Origin of the sequence: Archangium violaceum (genome assembly GCF_016887565.1) — a bacterium.
In the GTDB taxonomy this organism is placed as follows: Bacteria; Myxococcota; Myxococcia; order Myxococcales; family Myxococcaceae; genus Archangium; species Archangium violaceum_B.
The window spans coordinates 1,478,113-1,498,274 of the sequence record NZ_CP069396.1; the positions used below are offsets into that span (position 1 = coordinate 1,478,113).

Consider the following 20,162-nt stretch of genomic DNA (forward strand, 5'->3'; position numbering starts at 1 on the left):
GCTGGCGGGGCCAGGAGTCGTAGGGCGGGCTTACTTCTGGCAGGACAAGAGGGTGTCTCTCACCCAGGGTGACGCCTGGATGGCCCTCAGGGTCTGTTCATCGGGCCGAGTGAGCAACAGCTGCCAGAGGAGCATGAGGAGGAAGCCCACGGTCGCGAGGGCGATCAGGATGATCGCCTGCTCGGCGCGAATCTTCAGCAGCCTCAAGAGGACCCTCAACAACGGATTCCAACATGGTTGTTCCATCAGATATCCCTGTCTGGAGCGAGAGGTGGGAATGGGCGCTGTCTTTCTTCAGGGCGGATCTGTCATTCGGGGATGGGTTTGGGGACGAGCGACCTCCTTCGACGTCCTCCCCCTGAGGGAAAGACGCCCGTGAGTGGATGAGCGCGCAGCGGTGCAAGACAGTCCGAGAGCGCGCGACGTGTTTGTGATTGAAAAAGGAGCGGCCCGTCCGGGGGGAGGCCGCTCGAGGCGCGGGCGTCCTGCTTCATGGACGTCGGCCCCACGAAAGCAAGACGCCGGAGCGCTCGAGGCGCTCCGGCGTCGGGACTTCAGGACTTCAGGCTCGAATCACAGACCGCGGTACGTGATGACCAGCGAGTCCATGCGGTCGTTCTGACCGGCCGAGAACGTGTTCATGCACGAGTCGTCGGTGTAGTCCATGAAGTTGGTGATGGGGTCCACAGCACCGCCGGAGCAGGTGTCGCGGCCGCTCGGGCAGCCGAAGGCGGCGGAGGCCTCGGGAGCGGTGTCGCTCACGCTGTCACCCGGGTTGGCGCAGCCACCCTGGAAGGTGTGGTACAGGCCCAGCCAGTGACCGGCCTCGTGGGTGAGCGTATCGCCCTCGTTGTACGGAGCCGCGGAGCCGCCGGGCAGCGACGAGTACAGGACGACCACGCCGTCCATGCTCGGCTGCGAGGCGTAGCTGGAGGGGAAGGTCGCCCAGCCCAGCAGGCCCTGGCCCATGTTGTTGGAGTAGATGTTCAGGTCGCCCGCGCCGCCCTTGCGCAGCGCCGCCTTCATCTTCTTCTCGCAGGCGCCGCCAGCGCAGGTGTACCACTGGGAGTTGGTGGTGCGGTCCGTGCTCACCAGGGTAAAGCGGAACGGGGTGTTCGCGTAGGCGGAGTTCAGCACGGAGATCTGGCTGGCGATCTGCGCGTCCGAGATGTTGCCAGCCGAGGTGGTGCCGTTGTTGATGACGTGCCAGTAGACGTTGATGTTCACCGAGCCGTTGGCGCGGGCCTGGGCCTTCACGCGGCCAGCCAGGGCCATCTCCACGGCAGACTGCTCCTCCGCGGACAGGTCAGGAGTCGCGCAGCCGCGAACGTCGGGCACCGCCTGCTGCGTGGTGGGCTGCTCCTCGGCCGGTGTCTGCTCGGCGCTGGTGCAACCGCCCAGCGCGAGGACGGCGCCCAGGATCATCGCGAACTTTCCACCCTTCGAGAAAACGCTACGGGTCATTGCCGACTCCTCGGAAAAAGAGACTTTCCTTATACCTCGGGGAGGTGACACAAACAATGGGAGGTGTGACTTTTCTGGAAGATTCCAGTCACATGGATGTGTGGAAATCTCCGCGAGCCGCGTGCACCGTGTGAAAAACACGAACGCCGGAGCGCGGGGGGCGCTCCGGCGTCGGGACTTCAGGACTTCAGGTGAGGCCTACTTGCCGAGGCGGTAGGTCGACCAGAACGAGTCCATGCGGGCAATCTGGCCGGCGGAGAACCGGTCCATGCAGTAGTCGTCCGTGTAGTCCATGAAGTTGGTGATGGGGTCCACGCCCGTTTCGCGGCAGGTGTCGCGGCCCGTCGGGCAGCCGTAGGCGGCGGACTGCTCGGCCGGGGTGTCGCTCACGTAGTCGTTGGTCTTCTGGCAGCCGCCCTGGAACGTGTGGTACAGGCCCAGCCAGTGTCCCACCTCGTGGGTGGCGGTGTCGCCCAGGTTGTAGGGGGCCGCGGAGCCGCCGGGCAGCGAGGTGTTGAGGATGACCACGCCGTCATCCGAGGGGTTTCCGGCGTACCAGTTGGGGAAGGTCGCCCAGCCGAGCAGGCCGCCACCGGGGCTGCTGATGTACATGTTCAGGTCGTCGGCGGTGCCCTTGCGCAGCGCGGTCTTCATCGCCGCCTCGGCCGCGGTGTCCGGGCCAGCGGTGTACCAGGTGCTGTTGGTGGTGCGGTCCGTGCTCACCAGGGTGAAGCGGAACGGGGTGTTCGCGTAGGCCGCGTTCAGCACCGCCAGCTGGTCGGCGATCATCGTGTCGGGGATGTCACCGTTGGAGATGCCCGTGCCCTTGTTGATGACGTGGGCGTAGACGGGGATGTTGATGGACCCGGTGGCCGCCAGCGCGCCGCGGTGCTGGCTGAGCAGCGCCTGGACGCTCTCCGTCTCCTGCTCGGACGGGGTCGGCGTGGCGCAGCCGTGGATCGCCTCGGGGGCCGCCTGCTGCGTGGTGGGCTCGGCCGGCTTCTGCTCGGAGCTGCTGCAACCGCCCAGGGCCAGCACCGCGCCCAGCATCACCGCGAACTTTCCACCCTTCGAGACAACGTTACGGGACATTTCCAACTCCTCGGGAAAAGTTGTTGCCTCTTGTATCTCAAGAAATTGGCACGAGCAACCGGGTAAGCTGCGTTTCATGAAAAATTACAGCAGCCCGGGAGATGGAGAAGGACGGGTAATGAAGAGAAAGCCCGCAAAAGCAAGACGCCGGAGCGCTCGAGGCGCTCCGGCGTCGGGGACTTCAGGACCTCAGGCCCGGCTTACTTGCCGTAGCGGTAGGAGGCCCACATCGAGTCCATGCGGGCGATCTGGCCGGCGGTGAACCGGTCCATGCAGGAGTCGTCGGTGTAGTCCATGAAGTTGTAGATGGGGTCCACACCGGTGGTGGTGCAGGTGTCGCGGCCCGCGGGGCAGCCGTAGGCGGCGGACTGCTCGGCCGGGGTGTCGCTCACGCTGTCATTGGTGGTGGAGCAGCCACCCTGGAAGGTGTGGTACAGGCCCAGCCAGTGGCCGACCTCGTGGGTGCCCGTGTCGCCCAGGTTGTAGGGGGCCGCGGAGCCGCCGGGCAGCGAGGTGTTGAGGATGACCACGCCGTCCATCTTGGGGCTGGAGGTGTAGGAGCTGGGGAAGGTGGCCCAGCCCAGCAGGCCGCCACCGGGGCTGCTGAAGTACATGTTCAGGTCGTCCGCCGTGCCCTTGCGCAGCGTGTTCTTCATGGACGACTCGGCACTGGTGCTCGGGCCAGCGGTGTACCAGGTGCTGTTGGTGGTGCGGTCCGTGGCGACCAGGGCGAACTTGAACGGGGTGTTGGCGTAGGCCGCGTTCAGCACGGAGATCTGGCTGGCGATCATCGAGTCGGGGATGTCACCGTTGGTCGTGCCCGTGCCCTTGCGGATGACGTGGGCATAGACGTTGATGGTGATGGAGCCGACCGGGTAGGCCTGCGCGTTGGTGCGGCCCGCGAGGAACGCGTCGACGGAGGCCTGCTCCTCGGCGGACGGAGTCGGTGTGGCACAGCCGTGGAGTGGGGCGGCCTGCTCAGATGCCGGCTTCTGCTCCTCGGCCGGCTTCTGCTCGGCGCTGCAACCACCCAGCGCGACGACGGCACCCAGGACCACCGCGAACTTGCCACTCTTCGAGAAAACGTTGCGGGACATTTCCGACTCCTCGGAAAAAGATGCGGCACCTTATAGCCCGAGAATAAGCAGCGAGCAAGGGAGCATGCGGAATTTCTGAAAACACGCGCGGAGTGCGCGAAAAAGGAGAGCCCCGACACTCGCGGTGTGTCGGGGCTCTCCGGAAACAGCGGGAGGATGTGTGGAGCGGAGCGTCAGTGCACGATGGCCTGACGGGCCGGGGGCGCCACCAGCAGGGAGAGGTTCTCGAAGGCCTCGATGTTCTGCCGGATGTAGGCGCGCTTGATCTTCCCGCTGGTCGTCTTGGGCACGGTGTGCGGGCCCACGGGGATGACGCGGTTGGGGCGTACGCCGGAGCCCTGGTAGACCATCTCCTCCACGTGCTTGCACAGCTGGCGCACGACGTCGGGCTTGGTCTCGGTGGTCTCGCAGACGACGACGATGTCCTCGGTGCCCGTCTGGAGGTTGGCGACGCCCACGGCGGCCACGCAGCCGGCGCGCACCCCGGCCACCTGGGCGGCCGCGTTCTCCATGGTGTACGGGTGGTGGTTCTCGCCCGCCTTGATGATGAGGTCCTTGCTGCGGCCGCAGATGAAGAGCTGGCCCTCGGCGAGGAAGCCCAGGTCGCCCGTGTGCAGCCAGCCGTCGCGCAGCACGCTGTCGGTGGCCTCCGCGTTCTTGTAGTAGCCGCCGAAGAGCGAGGTGCCGCGCAGGAGGATTTCACCCTCGTGGCGCTCGGGCACTTCCCGGCCCTCCTCGTCGACGATGCGGATGTCGATGCCGCGCAGCACCCGGCCCACGCTCAGCACCGTGAGCGCGTCCGGGCCGTTCTCGTTGAGGGACACGGCCTGACGCTTCGTGGCCAGCGCCGAGCGCGAGAGCGTCTCGAAGCGCACCGGCTCGCTCCGGTCGCGGATGGACACGCCCACCACCATCTCCGCCATGCCGTACGAGGGCCGCCAGGCGTTCGGCTCGAAGCCGTACGGCTGGAAGCGCTCGGTGAAGTGGCGCACGGTGTCGGCGTGGATGAACTCGGCGGCGTTGTAGGCCCGCTTCCACGAGCTCAGGTCCAACCCCTCCACCTCGGCGTCCTTGATGCGCTTGACGCACAGCTGGTAGGCGAAGTTGGGCCCGAAGGACGAGGTGGCGCGGAAGTACTGAATCGCCCACAGCCAGCGCGAGGGCTTGAGCAGGAAGCCGAAGGGCGGCATGAGCGCCGTCGGAATCCCGTGGACGAACGAGGCCAGGGTGGAGGCCACCAGTCCCATGTCGTGGAACAGGGGCAGCCAGCACACCATCAGGTCATCCGAGTCCCAGTGGCTGATCTCCCCCATGGCCGCGCAGTTGGCGAAGAGGGCGCGGTGGGAGATTTGGATGCCCTTGGGCGAGTCCGTGGTGCCGGAGGTGAACTGGATGAAGGCCACGTCCTCGGCGCCGCAGGTGGGCGGCTCGAAGGGCTCTGCGTCCACGTCCAGGTCCTTCACGGTGGCGGCGAAGGGCGCGTCCTGGCCCGGCTCGGCCTGGTAGTCCTTGAGGGACTCCTGGGCCAGGTCCAGGAAGTCCGGGTCGATGAGGATGCCCCGGGCGCCCAGCAGCTTGAGCTTGACGCGCAGCCGCTCGCCCCAGGCCTGCACGGACACCTTCGAGGAGGGCAGCTCGATGAGGCACGGGGTGGCGCCCACCAGGCTGCAGGCGAAGAAGCTCTCGAGGAACTCGGGGCTGGTGTCGAAGGAGAGCACCACCCGGTCGCCCTGACGCACGCCGCGGGCGCGCAGGCTGGCGCCCAGGCGCTGAGCGTTGTGGTGCAGGTCCCCCGCGGTGAGGACGGTGAGCTTCTCCTCGAGGTCCGCGAAGTAGAAGAGGGGCTGGGAGGGGCGCGTGCGCGCCCAGTGCACCACGGCCTCGGACAGGGTCTGTACCGGCGCCACGGTGGCATGGGTGGGCGCGCGCTGGGGAATCTCACGGCTGGCGTGACGCCCCACTCCGGGGCCCAGTCGCACGCTCCCCGTCTGGCGTCGCAGGGGTTGCTGGCTCATCGATGTATGTCCTCGGTGAAGGAGACCGGTGTCAGAACCGGACCAGCGCGCCTTCGACGGTCAGCCCGGGGCCGAAGGCCAGCATCACGCCGTACTCGCCCCGCTGCGGCTTGTCCGCCTTGAGCATGTGCTCGAGCACCAGCATGACGGTGGCCGACGAGCAGTTGCCGTACTCGCCCAGCACGTGCCAAGTGGAGGCCAGCTGCGCCTCCGTCAGCTTGAGCTGCTTGCCGAGCATCTCGACAATCTTGGGACCGCCGGGGTGGATGATCCAATGCTTCACGTCACCCACGGACAGCTTCTCGGGCCCGAGCAGCTTCTCCAGGTAGGCGTGGATGTTCTCGGCGATGACGAAGGGAACGTAGGGCGACAGCGTCATGAAGAAGCCGTCGTTCTTGATGTTCCACGTCATCAGCTCGTGGGTGCCCCAGATCTGCTCGGTATGGGTGCGGATGAACTGCACGCCCTCGCCGTCCGGAGCGCTGCCCACCACGGCGGACGCGCTGGTGTCACCGAAGAGGGCCTGGATGACGGCCTGCTCGGCGTTGGCGTCGGAGCGGAACTGGAGCGAGCTGAACTCGGTGCAGTTGATGATGACGTGCTCGTCCGGACGCGCCGCGAGGCTGTCCATCGCCACCTTCAGCACGTTGAAGGCGGCGAAGCAGCCCATGTGACCGATGAAGGTGCGGCGGATGCTCGAGGTGAGCTCGAACTGCTTGGCGATGAAGTACTCGGGGGTGGGGCCCATGTAGCCGGTGCAGCTGGCCATGGCGATGCTGCCCACCTTGCTGCGGTCCACCTGGGCGAGCACCTTGCCCACCGAGCGTCCCGCGACATCCAACACCGTCTTCTCGAAGACCTCCGAGCGGTCCCCCGTGGGCACCGAGCCGTTGGCCAGGGCCTGGCGGGGGTCCCACGCGAAGTAGCGGCTGCGCACGCGCGTGTTCTTGACGATGCGCTCGGCGTTGGGGACCTTCTCGTACCACTTCTTCAGGAGGCCTTCGTACATCTCCTCCTGCGTCACCTTGAAGGGCGGAAACTCGCTACCAATGGCCAGCAGCGTGGGGCGAGTGGCCGGCGCCTGACTCATGCCGCCTCCACCTGCTGCTCACCTTGCCGCTCGGAGGCGGCCGGCTCGCTCTTGGAGGCACCCGTGGCGCGGGAGGCCGTCATGTGCTCGTCGATGTAATCCACCAGGCTGCCCACGGTGTCGTGACCGCGGCGCGATGCCTTGATGTACCAGGGCGTGAACTCGATATCCGCCACCTCTTCCTTCAGACGAGAGATGAGCGACTCGAGGTACAGGGAGTCCATGCCCAGATCATACGTCATCGAGGCGAACTCGTTCACGTCGTCCGGGAACAGACCGGAGTTCATCGTGAGGATCATGTTGCGGACGTGATCGAGAATCTGCTGCCGGTCCATAGGGCCTCCTGCAACCTCAGTATCGGGCGTGCCCCCCTTCAACTGTTGTGAAACATTACAGCCCTACGCTTCCCGGGTCAATACCCGAAAATTTGGCGTTTTCCTGAATCCTGGTAGGGGGGTCGATCCTTTGGGATAACGCGAAGGGGGGCTCTTCGCACGGGCCCGACTCATGCTGTGTACCGGCGAGTCTGAAAAAAACCCCGCGACCGGAGGATCCGGCCGCGGGGTCAGGTGAGTGGCGGGTGTAGGACGGAGGGGGTTGCTACTCGACGCGGTACTGGCGGACGAGCTGATTGACCTGGTCGGACACCTGCTGGAGGGTGCCGGCGGCTTCCTGGGTGGACTCGAGCCGCTCCAACGACTGGTCCATGCTGCGCGACATGTCGGCGATGGCCGTGAAAATCTGGGCGAAGCCGGAATTCTGCTGACTGACGGCGGCGGTGATCTGCCGCACGGCGGAGGAGCTCTCGTGCACCATCTGCGAGAGCTGGCGGAGGCTGTCGCCGGAGGTCTTCACCTTGTCGAGGCCACCCTCGACCTGGGCGGCGCCCACGTCCGTCATGGCGACGGCGTCGTTGATGGCGCTGCCCACCTCCTCGAGGATGTTGCGGATGCGGCCGGTGGCGCGGATGGACTGGTCGGCGAGGTTGCGGATTTCGCGGGCCACCACGCCGAAGCCCTTGCCGTGCTCGCCCGAGCGAACGGCTTCGATGGCGGCGTTGAGCGCGAGCATGTTGGACTGGTCGGCCAGGTCCTTCACCGCCTCGGTGATGTTGCCGATCTGCTGGGCGCTGGAGTGCAGACGCTCCATCTTGGTGCGGATGGCGTGCACCGAGTCGCGGATGACGGAGAAGCCGGCGATGGTCTGCTCGATGGCGTTGGAGCCGGCGCGGCCCAGCTCCTCGGCGTGGGTGACGACGTTGAGCACCGCCTCGGCGCGCTGGGCGGTGAGGTCGGAGGTCTGTTTGATCTCCTGGGCGGTGACGTTCGTCTCCTGGATGGTGGTGGCCTGGATGGTGAGGGCCTGACGCTGGGTGTCGTTGGCGCTGCGCAGGGTGGCGCCGGCCTCGGCCAGCTGGGTGGCGGCGCTCTCGAGCGCGCGGGGGACGGCGCTCAGCTGGTTGATGATGGAGTTGAGGCCGAAGGCCAGGTCGCCGATCTCATCGGTGGACACCCACTCGGGCGGGCGCACCTTGCCGATGGAGAGGTACTCGATGGCCTGGAGCACCGCCTGCGAGCCCTGCTCCTGGCGGCGCGCCAGCATCCAGGCGGAGACGGCGGGCAGGGAGATCATCATGATGGCGAGCACCAGCGCGGGTACGCTCAGCTCGGAGAGCAGCGAGCTGGTGAGGCCGCTGACGAGGGCGGCGGCCTGGTGCTGGCCGGAGTTCATGAGCTGGGAGACGAGCTGCTGCTGCACGAGGCCCGTCTGCACGCCGACGATGACGCCGCCCAGCACGATGATGGAGAGCGCGCAGACGATGAAGGCGTAGGGCAGGAACCAGGACTGGCGCAGCCAGAAGAAGCTGGTCTGCAGCACGCGCAGGGACGGATTGCGGCCCTGCTCCTCGAGCGCCAGCGGCATGACCCACCGCTCGACGATGATGCCCACGGGGAAGGCCAGCAGCAGGCTGACGGCCACGCCGATGATGGTGCCGAGCGCGACCAGCCAGAGGCTCTTGCCGAACCAGATGCACACCTCGAGGCTGAAGATGCACGCGCCGATGGCGAAGGAGCCCGCCTGGCCGTAGAAGGCCACGCGCCAGGGGAACTTGAGGATGCGTGCCAGCCGCGACCAGGCCAGGTCGTTCGGGTTGGACGCGATGGCGGTGCGGTGCAGGTACCCGATGAGCAGATGCGGGTACACGTTGCCGCAGATGATGATGACCGGCGGCAGGAAGTAGAGGACCGAGCGGGGAACTTCGTCCCCCTTCAGGCCCAGGACCATGCCCACCAGATACGCCACGAAGGGCGCACACGGCAGCACGAGGACCTGAAAGAGCATGAAGATGCGCTTGGTCAGGGGACGATCGCTGCTCAAAGGGTTGAAGGACGCCATGTGCACGTGAGGGGAGAAGGCGGGGGTTCGGCTCTGCGCGGCCCTCGGCAGGTGGGAGCGAAGGGGGAGCCACGGACAACGCACCACGTCCCGAGAGTTGGACGGGACGCTACCACCTTTATCGGCGGAGTGCTTCTCCCTGGCCGGGAGCCCTCCCGGGCTACAGACCTGTTGGCTCCGGACGTCTTCCCGAGCGGTGGGCCCTCGGGCGGGTGGGGGCTCTCCGGCGTGACAGGTTGGCAGGCGGCCAGGGACCTGAGAGGGCCTCCTGGCTCGGGAGGAGGGGCGCCGGGAGGTGTGCGGACTTCACGCGGAGTCCGGGAGGCCGTTCACCCGGCGCCAGAAGGACGAGGAGAAGGTCGGGTCCACGTACCGGGCGAAGCGCTCGAGCTCCGGGTAGTAGGCCGCGAAGTTCTCCGGGGCCATCCGAGCGTCCTTGGCCGGGTATACCCGCCCGCCCGCCTGGCGAGTCACCCGGTCCAGCTCCTCCACCAGCCGGTACGTGCGCTCGCCCCGGTTGGCGAAGTCCAGCGCCAGCGTCACCCCTCGCTTGGGGAAACTCATCCACCCCGGTGAGGGCACGTCGCCGAACATCTTCAGCACCGTGAGGAAGCTGGGCATGCCGCTGCGCGCGCCCCGGTCGAGCACCTCCTTGAGTGCCGCCATGCCCGCGTCGCTCACCGGCATCACGCACTGGAACTGGAGGAAGCCCCGGCGTCCGTAGATGCGGTTCCACCGGTGCACCCCGTCCAGGGGGTAGAAGAACGGGTCGTAGTGCACCAGGGACTGGGACGGCTTGCTGCGCTGCAGGTGGTAGTAGAACCAGTTGAAGGTCGCCACCGACAGCCGGTTGAGCGCGAGGCCCGGGAAGTCGAAGGGCACCGTCAGCCCGCCGCGGCGGGACAGGTGGCTTCGCGTCAGCGGCAGCGCGTCGAACTGCGGCGGCGCGTGTTTGCCCCGGTAGAACAGGCCCCTGCCCAGGTTGCGCCCCCGTCCCAGGCTGTCCACCCACGCCACGGTGAACTCGTAGTCCCGCTCCGACTCGCGAGTGAGCGCGAGGAACTCGTCCAGGTTGGAGAAGGAGAAGGACTCCTGGAGGACATACGGGTTGCTCATCCGCCGCAGTTGGATGTCCGCCCAGGTGATGAGCCCGGTGAGCCCGAGGCCGCCGATGGTGGCCTCGTACCAGTCCCGGTTCTCCTCGAGCGAGCACACCCGCCGCGAGCCGTCCGAGCGCACCAACTCGAAGCGCGGCACGTGCCGCCCGAAGGTGCCCGCCTGGTGGTGGTTCTTGCCGTGGACGTCATTGGCGATGGCCCCGCCCACGCTCACGAACTTGGTGCCCGGCGTCACCGGGAGGAACCAGCCCTGCCACGTCACCAGCCGGAGGATGGCGTCCAGGGTGACGCCCGACTCGCAGCGCAGCACGCCCGTGGCCGGGTCGAAGTCGAGGAAGCGGTCCAGCCGCGACGTCGTCAGCAGCGTGCCGCCCTCGTTGAGGCACGAGTCGCCGTAGCTCCGGCCCTGACCGTAGGGCAGCAGCGTGCCTCCACCGGCCGGTAGCGGCAGGGGGTCCGTGGCCCACGTGACGGGGCTCGTCCGCTGCGCCGTCGCGCGCGGATAGCGTCCCCAGGATGCCGGTTCCGTTCCCACGTCCCTCAGTACCTCCCTCCTCCTTTATATGCGCGGCGGTGTGAGGGCCCTGGCTGGCCGGCCGCGTGCTCCCCTCGCGAGGGGACTCACTCGGGGCGGGCGATGAGGAGCGTCTGCAGGGGCAGGTGGCGCACCGGCCGGACGCTCTCGATGCGGAAGCCCGCGTCGTCCAGGAAGCCCTCCACCTCCGCGGGCGCGTACGCCGCCGCCTTCGAGGTGAGGAAGTAGTGCAGGCCGATGAGGGGCGCGGAGCTCGGCGGCTGCTCGGCGTCCTCGCGCAGGTACTCGAGCACCGCCAGCGTCCCCTTGTGCGCCAGCGCGGTGCGCACCCGGCGCAGCAGGGCCACGTTCTGCGCGGGCGACAGGTGGTGCACCACCTGGAAGAGCAGCACCGCGTCGTAGGGGCCCCCCAGGTCCGAGGTGAGGATGTCTCCCTCCTTGTGCGTCACCACGTGCGACAGGCCCGCCCGGGCGATGATTTCACGCCCCACCCGGACGCTGCCCTCCAGGTCCAGCACCGTGGCCTTCAACCCCCGGTGCCGGCGGCACAGCTCCGCGGCGTACCAGCCGTGCGCGCCCCCGAGGTCCAACACCTGCCGCGCGCCCCGGGGCAGGGGAATCGAGCGGGCCACCTCGGGCGCGGACAGCCGCGCCATCTGGTGCATGGCGTGGATGTAGGAGCGCCAGCGCGGGTCGTCCGGAGCGAAGTGGTGGATGTCCACCGCCTCGCCGGTGCGGATGGCGTCCTCCAGGTGGCTCCACCACTCCCACTGGGTGTAGTTGAAGTCCAGGAAGCCGCCCACGTACTGCGGCGAGCGCGGATCCAACCAGCGCCGGGCGCTGTCGGCCATGCGGTAGCGGCCCTTCTTGCGCTCCACGGCCTCGCACGCCTCGAGCGCCTCCAGGAGCGCGCGCGTGCCCTCCGGGGACAGCTTCAGCCGCGCCGCCAGCTCCTCCACGGTGGCCGAGCCGTCGGCGAGCGCCGCGAAGAGGCCCAGCCGCTCCCCGGCCATCAGCGTGCGCGACGCCATCATCCCGAAGAAGGCGTGCGCCAGCGGCTTGGGCGCCAGGTTCAGCCAGTCCGCCACGCGCTCCAGCAGGCTGTCCGCCTTGAGCCCGAGCCTCATCGTCCCTCCTGGCGGCCGCGCCGCCGCGCCGCCACCACCAGCCCCAGGCCCGCCACGGCCAGGGTGTCCTCCGGGCCCAGCAGACAGCCCACGCGCTCGGCCTGGCGGATGCCGGTGTAGCGGCACTGGCCCTGGACGCAGCTGAAGCGCGAGGCGCACTCGACGCTGCTGCGGCAGGCCCCACCGGGACGGCCCGTGGAGTCATCACCCTCGGGGTTGTCCCGATCCGCGCCTCCGCCGCCCACCGAGCCGTCCGGGACGTCGAACACGCTGCCCGCGTCCGGGTTGCCGGCGTCCTGGGCTCGTCCCGCCAGGGGGAGGAGCAGGGTCAGGGTGAGGGCGAGGCGCGACAGGCCGTTGCGGGTCGGGAGAGGGGCCTTCATGGAGGATTCCAACCTATATGCCCGGCAGGCGGGATGCATCTCCTCGGAAGGCAACACTTACGGTCCGGCGGGCTTTTGGTTAGGGTGGCGACGCGATGGCTCCCCGAATCCTCGTCGTCGATGACAACCAGGAGCTGCTCACGCTCCTCACCCAGCTCTTCGAAGATGCAGGTTATGAGGTGGTCGGAGCGAGCAAGGGCAAGCAGGCCGTAGAGGTCTCGCGTGCCCAGCCTCCAGCGGTGGCCGTGCTCGACATCCTCCTGCCCGACATGATGGGCTACCACCTGGCGGATGCGCTGAGGAAGGATCAGCCCCAGCTCCCGCTCGTCTTCATCACCGGCGTCTTCAAGGGCGGCAAGCACGCCATGGAGGCGCGGCAGAAGTACGCGGCCGCCGGCTATTTCGAGAAGCCCTTCGAGGCCGCCGCGCTGCTCGAGGCGGTGCGCAAGCTGGTGCCCGTGGAGAAGAAGGCCTCCGCCGCCACCCCCGCGGAGGACGCCTTCGATGTGGAGCTCGACATCGACGTGGAGGAGGAGGGCCCCCAGGACGCGATGGAGCTGACGGGCCGCATCAAGGTGACGGGGGGCGACAACCTCACCGCGGAGATCCGTGGCGCCAACCTCACCGCGAGCCCCCTGCACAAGGTGCCGGTGACCCTGGTGCGTCCGCCCGGGCCGGGCCGGCCGCCGGAGCCGCTGCCCGTGGGCGCGGGCTCGCCGGGCAGCCGCCGCGGGGACTTCAAGGACAACCTGCCCTCGCTCATCACCGCCTTCTACCTGTCGCGTGAGACGGGCGAGCTGGGCGTGCAGCGCGGCAAGGTGAAGAAGGTGGTCTACTTCGAGCGCGGCACGCCGGTGTTCGCGCTGTCCAACCTGCTGGCGGACCGCTTCGGCCAGTTCCTGGTGCGCGTGGGGAAGATCAAGCCCGACCAGCTCCAGGATGCCTCGGCGGTGGCCACGGCGAGCAACCGGCGCACCGGCGACGTGCTGGTGGAGCGCGGCCTGCTCAAGGACACCGAGCGCCTGTACTACGTGGGCCAGCAGGTGAAGGCCATCATCTACTCGCTCTTCTCGTGGGAGGACGGCACCTACGTGATGAGCTTCAAGGAGAAGGCCGCCGCCGAGTCCATCAAGCTGGACGTGCACCCGGCCAACCTCATCGTCCGGGGCATCAAGAAGCTCTACAAGCCCGAGCGCCTGCGCCGCATGCTGCGTCCGGAGGATCGGCTCATCCCCGCGGTGGCCCCGGCGTACCAGCTGCACGAGGTGGAGCTGGAGCGGTGGGAAGCGGAGCTGCTGCCGCGCATCGACGGCAACCGGACGGTGGGGGAGCTGATCGCCTACGCCAACCGGCCGGAGCAGGTCGTCTACGGCTACCTGGTGTCGATGATGTCGCTGGGCATCCTCGAGGCGCGGAGCAACAACTAGGGACACCGTCCCGGTGGGGGTGTTGCCCCCGCCGGGCTCACAGCCGGTTGACGATCCAGAAGAGGCCGAGCGCGGCGGAGCCGACGGCCACGATGCGCTGGAGCCGTTCGGCCAGAGTGGAGTCCAGACGGGCGAGGCCCTCGGCGAGGAGCAGGCCCACGGCGCCCATGCCCACGAGGATGCCGAGCGCGAAGCCGGGGAGGTAGGTCCACCCGGAGGTGTGCAGGCTGCCACCCACCAGGAGCGGAGGCAGGGCCAGCAGCAGGGAGCGCACACCACTGACGGCCATGAGGGCACCGGCGGCGGTGGTTACCCGCTCATGGGTGTGGGACTCGTGCAGGTGGGAGTGGGGCTCCTGCGTGTGACCGGGCAGGTGGGGGTGGCCGTGGCGCAGCACGTTGGGGAAGAGGAAGGCGGTGACGGCGAGCGCGACGAGCACCATGCCGCCGAACATCTCGGCCCAGCGCTCGAAGGTCTCCGAGAGGCCGACGCCGGCCACGAGGCAGACGGTGGCGACACCACCGAGCACGGCGGCATGGCCGAGGGCGAAGCGGAGGGCGATGAGGAAGGTGGCGCGGCGCCGGGAGGGGCCCAGGGTACCGAGGGTGGCCATGGCGGCGCAGTGGTCCGGCCCCACCGCGTGGAACAGGCCCTGGCCGAGACCGACGAGGAATGCCAAGAAGAGGGGCGACACGAGGGCCCACCCTAACCCCCCTTCGCGTCCGAGGCCAGCAGGAGGGTTGCACGTGTCTCTCATCTACCGAAGCGGTCTGGCGGTGATGCTGCTCGCGGTGGCGTGCCTGGCGTTGGGGGCGTGCCGGCGGGACGAGGGCGCCGAGCGGCTCGCCCGGGCTCAAGGGAAGTACACCGAGCTGGTCGAGCGGGGCGTGCCTCCGAGGGATCCGGCGTGGGACACGGTCATCGCCGAGCTGGAGGCGGTGCCAGGGGACTCGAAGGCGAGGCCCGAGGCGGACCGGAGACTGGCGGCCATCCGGCAGCTGCGCGCGCCGCTGCCACCGCGGCCGCTGGCGAGGCCCGACGAGCCGGATGGGGGCTCGCTCTCGCTGGACGAGCACGGGCATCCGATGCATGGGCACCCCGAGGACACGGACGGGGGAAGGTGACTGGAAAAGTCGGGCTTGCGAAGGAGCGCGGATGGGTTATCCAAGCGTCCCATGCCCATTCCCCAGACAGGTACCCAGGCGCCGGATTTCCAGTTGAAGGATCAGAACGGCAACGACGTGAAGCTCTCGCAGTTCCGGGGCAAGAACGTCGTCCTCTACTTCTACCCGAAGGATGACACTCCGGGATGCACGCGGGAGGCGTGCGACTTCCGAGACCAGCACTCGGCGGTGCGCGAGGCGGGGGCGGTGGTGCTGGGCGTGTCGCCGGACACGACGGCGAGCCACCAGAAGTTCGCCACGAAGTTCTCGCTGCCCTTCCCGCTGCTGGCGGACACCGAGCGCAAGGTGTGTGACGCCTATGGCGTGTGGGGTGAGAAGTCGCTGTACGGCCGGAAGTTCCAGGGCGTGACGCGCGCGACGTTCCTGATCGACACGGAGGGGAAGGTGGCGCGGGTGTGGCCCAAGGTGAAGGTGGACGGGCACGTGCGGGAGATCCTCGAGTCGCTGTCGGGAGGCGCGTCCGCGGAGACTTCCGCCGAGGCGGATGAAGCGGAGCCGGTGAAGAAGAAGACGGTGGCGAAGAAGTCAGCGCCAGCGAGGAAGGCGGTGGCGAAGAAAGCGGCGCCAGCGAAGAAGGTGGCGAAGAAGGCCCCCACCGGTCGCCGGTAGTCCTGTGTCGCCCACCTCCCCTCTCCCTCTGGGAGAGGGACGGGGTGAGGGTATATCCCTCCCCGGGTTGAACCCCGGCCGAGCCACGCGCTCCCTCGCCCGTGGCTCTCCAGAGGAGCGAGCAGCGCTCGCCCGTCCGGTCGTTGCTACCGACCTTTCGCGCGCATGCCCACCCCTGTCCCTAAGGAACGGACAACGACAGGGGAGACGGTCATGCGGAAGACGGGAGTGAAGCTGGCACTGCTCGGGGCGGTCGCGGGGGCGGGGCTGCTGGTGGGGTGCGAGGACTACGGACGCTCCTGGGCGCAGACATCCCAGCAGGAGGATTACTACCCCGACGAGAAGGGGGAAGGCGTTCGCCTTCGCCGGGGGTCCAATACCGGGTTCCCGCGCCACATTCCGCTCACGGCGGGCGACGAGGCGGCGTCGGGCACAGGAGGTTCCGGTACGGCCAGGGAGGAATCGCAGGCCAAGGCCCTGCCGCAGTCCGAGCTGGATGCGCGGGTCCAGGCGGGCCTCTGGCAGAAGCAGGACGAGCGCGTCCCGTACCCACCGCCGCAATTCGACTCCCTGGCGGCGATCGCACTGGGGACGGGCAGGCCGCTGAAGGCGGGCCCGAATGGGGCATGGATCCAGGGCACCTACGCCACCGAGCTGGGCTCGGGCACCCTCCTGTCGAGCCCCGCACCTTCCAGCGGCTCCACCCAGCCCCAGGCGCCAGCGGAGGGCGAGCAGTCGCTGCCACGCGATACCCAGGAAGGCGGGGAGGGAACGACCCATGGCCAGAAGGGGCAGCCGTCGAGCTCGGGGGACCCGAAGCACTGAGAGACGGGGGCGGAGCGCGTGAGCTCTCGGAGAGCGGCCAGACGATCGAGCGCTCGCCAGAAACCCGCTCGGTGGCCCGGAAGAAGCCGGGTGCCCATCCCTGAAGGCGTGGCATGGCCCGCCCCTCGCATCGCGCGGGGGCGGACGGGGACGCGGAGTCCTCCATGCCGCGGGTGAGAGCGAGTTGAACGCGGTCCCTGGAGACGGACATGCACGACGGTGGTTTCAAACGGTGGGTGGTGTGTGGGGTCCTGGCCTCGGCCTCGTGGCTGGTGTCGGCGTGTGGAGTCCTGCCGCAACAGGCGGGGAACAGCAGCTACGAGCCAGGCTTCGTTCGGAGCCCGGCGCAGTCCGGCTACAACGGGACCATCAAGGACATCCCCACCAGCATCGACCCTCGGACGCCCCAGACGGAAGGCACGCCGGGACGCTCGCTGGCGATGGACGTCGGGGAGCGCGCCCTGCGCCAGCAGCAGGGCCAGGAGGGCGTGGGCGGTGGCGGTCCGGCGCCTGTTCCGGGCAGCCCCATGTACAAGGAACTGGGCGCGGAGGGCGGTGCCCTCAGGCCCTCGCGCGAGCTGCCGGACGCGCAGGTCCCACCGACGAAGTCCTCGGAGCCTTCGTCTCCGGACACGAGACCCCAGTTGAACCCCAAGTAGAGCGGACGCTGGACGAGAGCCCTCCGCCGAGGATGACGCGCGGTGCGGGCGCCGCGGGGCGTGGCCTCACACGAGCTCAGTAAGGGACGACGGCTCACGCGAGCCGTCATGGACCCGGGTGGCCATGCCGGCCGCCCGAGAAGGAGAGAGGTGCGAGATGCGCGGAAACATTCGCAAGTGGATGGTGGTGGGGGCGCTGGCCTCGGCTTCGCTGCTGTTCCCGGCCTGCAGCAACACCAACCGGGACAACGCGGGCGGGGCGCAGACCGAGACGGGAACGGGTGGCGCCGGCAGCGTGGGGATGGAGGACCAGGGCATCGGCGGTGCTGGTGGCACGGGTGACGTGGGGATGGAGGACCAGGGCATCGGTGGCGCCGGGGGGGCCGGTGGCGCGAAGAAGGGCGCCAAGGGTGCCATGGACGCGGGCATGTCCCCGGCGGACGCGGGCACGGCCCCGATGGACGCGGGCACGGGTGGCGCGGGCCTGGGCGATGACAACCAGGAGCTGGGCACCCCGGGCGAGGGCGTCTCGGGCGATCAGGACGTCAATGACAGCCCGGGCGGGACGGGTGGCGTGAAGCGGTAGGCGAGCCGCCCCGGTGGACAGCGGCTAGCGGGACGCCAGCATGACTTCGGTGGGGTCCTTCCCGCTGAAGGTGCTGGCGAGCCCGAGCGCGAGCGCGCGGTGCTCTGCGTCGCCGAGCGTGGCCACACGGTCCTCGGGGCCGTGGGCGAAGCGGGCCTCGAGCCGGGCGAGGCGGCGGTGGGCCTCCTCGATGCGGGAGCGGGGCACGCGGCCGGACTCGACGGCGCGCACGAGCGCCTCGATGGCCCGGCGCTGCACGTCGGCCTTGTGGCAGACGAGGAAGAGGTCCACGCCGGCGAGGGTGCCGAGCACCGCGGCCTCCTCCACGGAGTAGTGGTCGGCGATGGCCTTCATCTCGAGGTCATCGCTGACGAGCACGCCATCGAAACCCAGCTCCTGGCGCAGTACGCCGTGCAGGACGCGGTGGCTCATGGTGGCGGGCACCTTGGGGTCGAGCGCGTCGAAGAGGACGTGCGCCGTCATGAGGGAGGCGAGTCCGGCCTGGGCGAAGGAGCGGAAGGGTACGAGCTCCACGCGGCGCAGGCGCTCCATGTCGTGGGGGAGCCGGGGCAGCGTGAGGTGACTGTCCGACTGGGTGTCGCCGTGGCCGGGGAAGTGCTTGCCGCACGAGGCGACGCCGCCGGCCTCCAGGCCGCGAGCGAGGGCGACGCCCATGCGAGCCGCCTCATCCGGGTCGCGGCTGAAGCTGCGGTCGCCGATGACGGGGTTGGCGGGGTTGGTGTCCACGTCGAGCACGGGAGCGAAGTCCCAGTCGAAGCCCACGGCGCGCAGCTCGTGCGCGAGCAGCCGGCCCACGCGCTCGATGAGCTCCAGGTCGCCGCGCTGGCCCAGCTCGCGCATGGAGGGCAGGGAGGTGTAGGGCTCGCCGCGCAGGCGCGCCACGCGTCCGCCCTCCTGGTCCACCGAGAGGATGAAGGGCCGGCCCGCGCGCGCCTTGACCTCGCGGCACAGGGTGGCCGTTTCCCGCGCGGTCCCCACGTTCCGCTTGAAGAGGATTGCGCCGAAGATGCCGTCGTCCATCAGCGAGGCGAAGTCGTCGTCGATGCGCTGGCCGGGGAAGCCCACCATGAAGAGCCGGGCACAGTCGCGATAGAGGGCGTTGCTCATAGGGGCACCACCTTGTCACGCTCCGTGCGGTCCGGGGAGGGGAGAGCGAGCCAGGTGTCGGCTCCCGTGCGCGGCTGCCTGCTCCTCCGTCGGGAATGCCGCATCCGGCTGGTGGGCGAGCGGGAGACCTCTTCCGGCCGCTCCCCTTCCGGGGTGACGAGTCCATCAGCGGCGCGACGGGGACAGGGCGGGGGGCGCTAGCTGTGTTCTTGGCCCGCCGGGTCCTGCTGTGGGTGGGGGACGAGGCAGTCCATGAAGCGGCGGGGCGGGTGTTACATTCGGTGATGGATGCCCAACGAGCGGAGGAGTTGATGCGGAGCTATGGCGAGCAACTCATCGAGCGGGGACGCCAACAAGGACGGGAGGAGGGCCGGGAGGAGGGGCTGAGCCGAGGGCGTGCCGAGTACATCTTGCGGACTCTCGCCCTGCGGGGCGTGCATGCCGACGAGGCGGCCCGGGAGCGCATCCTCGGCTGCACGGACGTGGCCACGCTCGACCGTTGGTTCGAGCGTTCGCTGAACGCCACCACGCTTTCCGAAGTGCTGGACGATCTCGCCCAGTAGTCCATGGAGGAGACGTTCTTGCTGTCCCCCTTCGGCGCGATGGGCTCCTGTGTTCAGCGTGAGAGCCGCGCCGCGATGCCGTCGAGCACGCACTCCAGCCCCGTGTCGAACCGGACGTCGGACGAGGGGTGCGTGGCTTCGCGAACCACCCTGGCGAGCGTCGGGAAGCGGCCGGTGGCGATCATCCGCTGGATGTAGGGCCACGTGGCGTTCTGCCATTGCGCCTCGTTCATGCCGCTTTCGCGCTCGGCACGCAGCTCGCTGGCTTCGCTCTGGATGGCGCCGATGACGTAGGCATTGACGGTCCCAACGGCTTGGAGGACGGCATCGATGTCCTCGAAGCCCGGCGTCTGGCTCAACGCGGCGAGTGAAGCCTCGGAATGGGCGAGGGCATTCGGGCCGAGGTGATGACGGCCGCCCAGCAGCTCGATGAACCACGGGTGTTTCTTGGCGGCCTGCCGGGTGCGCCGCGCGATGGTCCGGAGCGCCTCGCGCCAGTCGCCGCGGATGGGTCCGGCGGACGCCATCTCGCCGTAGACCGCATCCACCATGAGCTCGAGCAGCTCCTCCTTGGTGGACAGATAGCCGTAGAGCCGCATCGGCCCGGCATTGAGCCTGGCTCCGACCTTTCGCAACGACACCGCGTCGAGGCCGTCCTTGTCGGCGAGCGCGATGGCGGCGCGCACGATCCTCTCCCGGCTCAGGGGTCCGGGCGTGGGGCGGTTCGCGGGCTCGGGGCGTTCCCAAACGAGAGCCGCATCTGCGGCGGGCGGTTTCTGTCGAGCGCTCATCGTGGCCCTCCTTGTCCCGAACGGAACGCCAGTTGACAACCCCGAACGCCCGATACACTGTATTTGTCGATA

General features: G+C 68.8%; 21 protein-coding genes. 7 read left to right on the top strand and 14 right to left on the bottom strand.

What is annotated here, in order from left to right:
* Positions 1 to 30 precede the first annotated feature (30 nt).
* From JRI60_RS06345 to JRI60_RS06395, 11 genes are all read right to left on the bottom strand, one after another.
* A complete protein-coding gene (locus JRI60_RS06345) occupies positions 31 to 207 on the bottom strand; it encodes a hypothetical protein (RefSeq protein ID WP_204224959.1) in 177 nt (58 codons plus the stop codon).
* Between the two features lie 366 nt (positions 208 to 573).
* Positions 574 to 1,464: a zinc metalloprotease gene (locus JRI60_RS06350; RefSeq protein ID WP_204224960.1), complete on the bottom strand. Its 891-nt coding sequence runs from the start codon at positions 1,462 to 1,464 to the stop codon at positions 574 to 576.
* Between the two features lie 198 nt (positions 1,465 to 1,662).
* Complete coding sequence (locus tag JRI60_RS06355) at positions 1,663 to 2,556, bottom strand: zinc metalloprotease (RefSeq protein ID WP_204224961.1); 894 nt, start codon at positions 2,554 to 2,556, stop codon at positions 1,663 to 1,665.
* Positions 2,557 to 2,756: 200 nt separating this feature from the next.
* Positions 2,757 to 3,653, bottom strand: coding sequence for a zinc metalloprotease (locus JRI60_RS06360; RefSeq protein WP_204224962.1), 897 nt, complete (start codon positions 3,651 to 3,653; stop codon positions 2,757 to 2,759).
* 173 nt (positions 3,654 to 3,826) lie between these two features.
* A complete protein-coding gene (locus JRI60_RS06365; protein WP_204224963.1) occupies positions 3,827 to 5,668 on the bottom strand; it encodes a fatty acyl-AMP ligase in 1,842 nt (613 codons plus the stop codon).
* Positions 5,669 to 5,699: 31 nt separating this feature from the next.
* Positions 5,700 to 6,758 (bottom strand): type III polyketide synthase, encoded by a 1,059-nt coding sequence (locus JRI60_RS06370; protein WP_204224964.1) that lies wholly within the window; start codon positions 6,756 to 6,758, stop codon positions 5,700 to 5,702.
* Positions 6,755 to 7,093, bottom strand: a complete 339-nt coding sequence (locus JRI60_RS06375) for an acyl carrier protein (protein WP_204224965.1) — start codon at positions 7,091 to 7,093, stop codon at positions 6,755 to 6,757. The genes JRI60_RS06370 and JRI60_RS06375 overlap by 4 nt, the downstream gene beginning before the upstream one ends.
* A gap of 265 nt (positions 7,094 to 7,358) precedes the next feature.
* Positions 7,359 to 9,137: a methyl-accepting chemotaxis protein gene (locus JRI60_RS06380; protein ID WP_204224966.1), complete on the bottom strand. Its 1,779-nt coding sequence runs from the start codon at positions 9,135 to 9,137 to the stop codon at positions 7,359 to 7,361.
* Between the two features lie 324 nt (positions 9,138 to 9,461).
* The gene (locus JRI60_RS06385; protein WP_204224967.1) at positions 9,462 to 10,808 is read right to left on the bottom strand and encodes an FAD-binding oxidoreductase; all 1,347 of its coding nucleotides are present in this window, start codon (positions 10,806 to 10,808) and stop codon (positions 9,462 to 9,464) included.
* A gap of 86 nt (positions 10,809 to 10,894) precedes the next feature.
* Positions 10,895 to 11,935, bottom strand: a complete 1,041-nt coding sequence (locus JRI60_RS06390; protein WP_204224968.1) for a class I SAM-dependent methyltransferase — start codon at positions 11,933 to 11,935, stop codon at positions 10,895 to 10,897.
* Positions 11,932 to 12,318, bottom strand: a complete 387-nt coding sequence (locus tag JRI60_RS06395) for an MXAN_6627.5 family MYXO-CTERM protein (RefSeq protein WP_204224969.1) — start codon at positions 12,316 to 12,318, stop codon at positions 11,932 to 11,934. Before JRI60_RS06395 ends, JRI60_RS06390 begins: the two co-directional genes overlap by 4 nt.
* A gap of 95 nt (positions 12,319 to 12,413) precedes the next feature.
* Between JRI60_RS06395 and JRI60_RS06400 the strand changes: the two genes are divergently transcribed.
* Positions 12,414 to 13,745: a response regulator gene (locus tag JRI60_RS06400; protein WP_204224970.1), complete on the top strand. Its 1,332-nt coding sequence runs from the start codon at positions 12,414 to 12,416 to the stop codon at positions 13,743 to 13,745.
* Positions 13,746 to 13,782: 37 nt separating this feature from the next.
* Here JRI60_RS06400 and JRI60_RS06405 read toward each other — a convergent pair whose 3' ends face one another.
* Positions 13,783 to 14,439, bottom strand: coding sequence for a hypothetical protein (locus JRI60_RS06405; RefSeq protein ID WP_204224971.1), 657 nt, complete (start codon positions 14,437 to 14,439; stop codon positions 13,783 to 13,785).
* Between the two features lie 52 nt (positions 14,440 to 14,491).
* On the opposite strand from JRI60_RS06405, the gene JRI60_RS06410 reads away from it, so the two are divergent.
* The 5 genes from JRI60_RS06410 (at position 14,492) to JRI60_RS06430 (ending at position 17,608) form a co-directional block, all read left to right on the top strand.
* Complete coding sequence (locus JRI60_RS06410) at positions 14,492 to 14,869, top strand: hypothetical protein (protein ID WP_204224972.1); 378 nt, start codon at positions 14,492 to 14,494, stop codon at positions 14,867 to 14,869.
* Positions 14,870 to 14,920: 51 nt separating this feature from the next.
* Positions 14,921 to 15,538 carry a thioredoxin-dependent thiol peroxidase gene (bcp, locus tag JRI60_RS06415; RefSeq protein ID WP_204224973.1) on the top strand — a complete coding sequence of 206 codons (618 nt, stop codon included), beginning with the start codon at positions 14,921 to 14,923 and terminating at the stop codon, positions 15,536 to 15,538.
* Positions 15,539 to 15,751: 213 nt separating this feature from the next.
* A complete protein-coding gene (locus JRI60_RS06420) occupies positions 15,752 to 16,363 on the top strand; it encodes a hypothetical protein (protein WP_204224974.1) in 612 nt (203 codons plus the stop codon).
* A gap of 209 nt (positions 16,364 to 16,572) precedes the next feature.
* Entirely contained in the window at positions 16,573 to 17,022 is a 450-nt protein-coding gene (locus JRI60_RS06425; RefSeq protein WP_204224975.1) for a hypothetical protein, read from the top strand.
* Between the two features lie 157 nt (positions 17,023 to 17,179).
* On the top strand, positions 17,180 to 17,608 hold the full coding sequence (locus JRI60_RS06430) for a hypothetical protein (RefSeq protein WP_204224976.1): 429 nt from the start codon (positions 17,180 to 17,182) through the stop codon (positions 17,606 to 17,608).
* Between the two features lie 24 nt (positions 17,609 to 17,632).
* Here JRI60_RS06430 and nagZ read toward each other — a convergent pair whose 3' ends face one another.
* Complete coding sequence (gene nagZ / locus JRI60_RS06435; protein ID WP_204224977.1) at positions 17,633 to 18,736, bottom strand: beta-N-acetylhexosaminidase; 1,104 nt, start codon at positions 18,734 to 18,736, stop codon at positions 17,633 to 17,635.
* Between the two features lie 209 nt (positions 18,737 to 18,945).
* Between nagZ and JRI60_RS06440 the strand changes: the two genes are divergently transcribed.
* On the top strand, positions 18,946 to 19,299 hold the full coding sequence (locus JRI60_RS06440) for a hypothetical protein (RefSeq protein ID WP_204224978.1): 354 nt from the start codon (positions 18,946 to 18,948) through the stop codon (positions 19,297 to 19,299).
* Between the two features lie 53 nt (positions 19,300 to 19,352).
* Here the strand turns inward: JRI60_RS06440 and JRI60_RS06445 are convergent, their stop codons facing one another.
* Positions 19,353 to 19,985 (bottom strand): TetR/AcrR family transcriptional regulator, encoded by a 633-nt coding sequence (locus JRI60_RS06445; RefSeq protein ID WP_204224979.1) that lies wholly within the window; start codon positions 19,983 to 19,985, stop codon positions 19,353 to 19,355.
* Positions 19,986 to 20,162 lie beyond the last annotated feature (177 nt).

Coding starts and splice junctions, on each gene's coding strand:
- JRI60_RS06370 (WP_204224964.1), bottom strand. CDS start 6,758: ATGAGTCAGGCGCCGGCCACTCGCCCCACGCTGCTGGCCATTGGTAGC.
- JRI60_RS06360 (WP_204224962.1), bottom strand. CDS start 3,653: ATGTCCCGCAACGTTTTCTCGAAGAGTGGCAAGTTCGCGGTGGTCCTG.
- JRI60_RS06395 (WP_204224969.1), bottom strand. CDS start 12,318: ATGAAGGCCCCTCTCCCGACCCGCAACGGCCTGTCGCGCCTCGCCCTC.
- JRI60_RS06390 (WP_204224968.1), bottom strand. CDS start 11,935: ATGAGGCTCGGGCTCAAGGCGGACAGCCTGCTGGAGCGCGTGGCGGAC.
- JRI60_RS06375 (WP_204224965.1), bottom strand. CDS start 7,093: ATGGACCGGCAGCAGATTCTCGATCACGTCCGCAACATGATCCTCACG.
- JRI60_RS06355 (WP_204224961.1), bottom strand. CDS start 2,556: ATGTCCCGTAACGTTGTCTCGAAGGGTGGAAAGTTCGCGGTGATGCTG.
- bcp (WP_204224973.1), top strand. CDS start 14,921: ATGCCCATTCCCCAGACAGGTACCCAGGCGCCGGATTTCCAGTTGAAG.
- JRI60_RS06425 (WP_204224975.1), top strand. CDS start 16,573: ATGCACGACGGTGGTTTCAAACGGTGGGTGGTGTGTGGGGTCCTGGCC.
- JRI60_RS06430 (WP_204224976.1), top strand. CDS start 17,180: ATGCGCGGAAACATTCGCAAGTGGATGGTGGTGGGGGCGCTGGCCTCG.
- JRI60_RS06350 (WP_204224960.1), bottom strand. CDS start 1,464: ATGACCCGTAGCGTTTTCTCGAAGGGTGGAAAGTTCGCGATGATCCTG.
- JRI60_RS06365 (WP_204224963.1), bottom strand. CDS start 5,668: ATGAGCCAGCAACCCCTGCGACGCCAGACGGGGAGCGTGCGACTGGGC.
- JRI60_RS06400 (WP_204224970.1), top strand. CDS start 12,414: ATGGCTCCCCGAATCCTCGTCGTCGATGACAACCAGGAGCTGCTCACG.
- JRI60_RS06420 (WP_204224974.1), top strand. CDS start 15,752: ATGCGGAAGACGGGAGTGAAGCTGGCACTGCTCGGGGCGGTCGCGGGG.
- nagZ (WP_204224977.1), bottom strand. CDS start 18,736: ATGAGCAACGCCCTCTATCGCGACTGTGCCCGGCTCTTCATGGTGGGC.